This is a genomic window from Mesorhizobium sp. P160219 (assembly GCF_057786095.1).
Map to the genome: position 1 here is coordinate 1 of NZ_JBYNWG010000001.1, position 2500 is coordinate 2500.

Here is a 2500-nt window from a genome sequence, read left to right on the forward strand (position 1 = left end):
GCCATCGATCACGGTCCGAACGCAAAAAGCCCGCGTGAAGCGGGCTTTTTTTGTTGGTTGCGGGGACAGGATTTGAACCTGTGACCTTCAGGTTATGAGCCTGACGAGCTACCGGGCTGCTCCACCCCGCGTCACCTCCAGGGCAAGCTCTTGCTTGCTCCGGACTCTCCAGGGCAAGCTCTTGCCTGCTCCGGATCTGAAGCAAGCGTTTGCTTGCTTATCTGGACGTAAGCCTGGGCCTATGAACAGGATGGCTTACAGATAGGTATATGGCTGACCAAATGAAAGGGCCGCTTGCGCGGCCCGTGATCCCTTGGCGGGCCTTTTCGTAGAGAGAAGATTTCAGTTTCATCCGGTTTGCGGATGAGAGTTCAACGTGCGTTTTGCAGACCTGGCAGCGACCTACTCTCCCGCGTCTTGAGACGAAGTACCATCAGCGCTGGAGCGTTTCACGGCCGAGTTCGGAATGGGATCGGGTGCAGCCGCTCCGCCATAACCACCAGGTCGGCAAAACGCACGTTATATCGAGAAGCTGTTTTTTCGTGCCAAGGCGACGTTTGTGTCTAGCTAACGGACAAGTCCGCAAGCGCGACTGCGCGTCGCCGGTTTTCCGGCGCCCTCGCGGAGCATAGGCCCTGTTAAGGGCCGCTCATGCGTGAGCGCTGGTCAGATCATCGTGTTCACGATGAGCATAAGGAATGAGAACGATCAAGCCGATCGAACTATTAGTACCGGTAAGCTTCAAGCGTTGCCGCTCTTCCACACCCGGCCTATCAACGTGGTCGTCTTCCACGGTTCTCAGGGAATACTCGTTTTAAGGTGGGTTTCCCGCTTAGATGCCTTCAGCGGTTATCCCGTCCGGATATAGCTACCCTGCTATGCGGCTGGCGCCACAACAGGTCCACCAGAGATCCGTCCATCCCGGTCCTCTCGTACTAGGGACAGATCCTTTCAATATTCCTACACCCACGGCAGATAGGGACCGAACTGTCTCACGACGTTCTGAACCCAACTCACGTACCGCTTTAAATGGCGAACAGCCATACCCTTGGGACCTGCTCCAGCCCCAGGATGCGATGAGTCGACATCGAGGTGCCAAACAACCCCGTCGATATGGACTCTTGGGGGTCATCAGCCTGTTATCCCCGGCGTACCTTTTATCCGTTGAGCGATGGCCCTTCCACGCGGGACCACCGGATCACTATGACCGACTTTCGTCTCTGCTCGACTTGTCAGTCTCGCAGTCAGGCAGGCTTATGCCATTGCACTCAGCGAACGATTTCCGACCGTTCTGAGCCCACCATCGCGCGCCTCCGTTACTCTTTAGGAGGCGACCGCCCCAGTCAAACTACCCACCATACATTGTCCCGGACCCGGATAACGGGCCGCGGTTAGACATCCATAGTAATAAGGGTGGTATTTCAAGGGTGGCTCCACCTGAGCTGGCGCCCAGGTTTCAAAGCCTACCACCTATCCTACACATGCCACTACGAATGCCAATGTAAAGCTATAGTAAAGGTGCACGGGGTCTTTCCGTCTAACCGCAGGAACCCCGCATCTTCACGGGGAATTCAATTTCACTGAGTCTATGCTGGAGACAGCGGGGAAGTCGTTACGCCATTCGTGCAGGTCGGAACTTACCCGACAAGGAATTTCGCTACCTTAGGACCGTTATAGTTACGGCCGCCGTTTACTGGGGCTTCGATTCAGAGCTTGCACCCCTCCTCTTAACCTTCCAGCACCGGGCAGGCGTCAGACCCTATACGTCGTCTTGCGACTTCGCAGAGCCCTGTGTTTTTGATAAACAGTCGCTACCCCCTGGTCTGTGCCACCCTCCTCTACTTGCGTAGAAAAGGGTCACGCTTCTTCCGAAGTTACGCGTGCAATTTGCCGAGTTCCTTCAGCATAGTTCTCTCAAGCGCCTTGGTATACTCTACCTGACCACCAGTGTCGGTTTCGGGTACGGTTTATAAGGAGGAGCTATTTCCTGGAACCGCTCCGCTGCCCGTTCAATCCGATAAGATTGGACAACTTGTGCGATCCGTCACTACCTCCAAGCCCACGAATATTAACGTGGTTCCCATCGACTACGCGTTTCCGCCTCGTCTTAGGGGCCGGCTAACCCTGCTCAGATTAGCTTTAAGCAGGAACCCTTGGTCTTTCGGCGGGGGAGTCTCTCACTCCCCTTACGTTACTCATGTCAGCATTCGCACTTCTGATACCTCCACCACCCCTCACGGGTATGGCTTCGTCAGCTTACAGAACGCTCCGCTACCGCTTGGCCCTTGCGGACCAAACCCTAAGCTTCGGTGTATGGCTTTAGCCCCGTTACATTTTCGGCGCAAAGACCCTTATTTAGACCAGTGAGCTGTTACGCTTTCTTTAAATGATGGCTGCTTCTAAGCCAACATCCTGGTTGTTTTGGGATCCTCACATCCTTTCCCACTTAGCCATAACTTGGGGACCTTAGCTGTAGGTCAGGGTTGTTTCCCTTTTCACG

At 54.8% G+C, this 2500-nt stretch carries 1 tRNA gene and 2 rRNA genes (1 of these 3 cut by a window edge); all 3 read right to left on the minus strand.

From position 1 onward, the window contains the following. Positions 1-54 precede the first annotated feature (54 nt). Positions 55-131: transfer RNA gene (locus tag AC3EMP_RS00005), tRNA-Met, on the minus strand. Between the two features lie 258 nt (positions 132-389). Further along, positions 390-504: ribosomal RNA gene (gene rrf, locus AC3EMP_RS00010) — 5S ribosomal RNA — on the minus strand. A 200-nt stretch (positions 505-704) separates the two neighbouring features. Continuing rightward, positions 705-2500 (minus strand): 23S ribosomal RNA (locus AC3EMP_RS00015); it runs 1006 nt beyond the window's last position.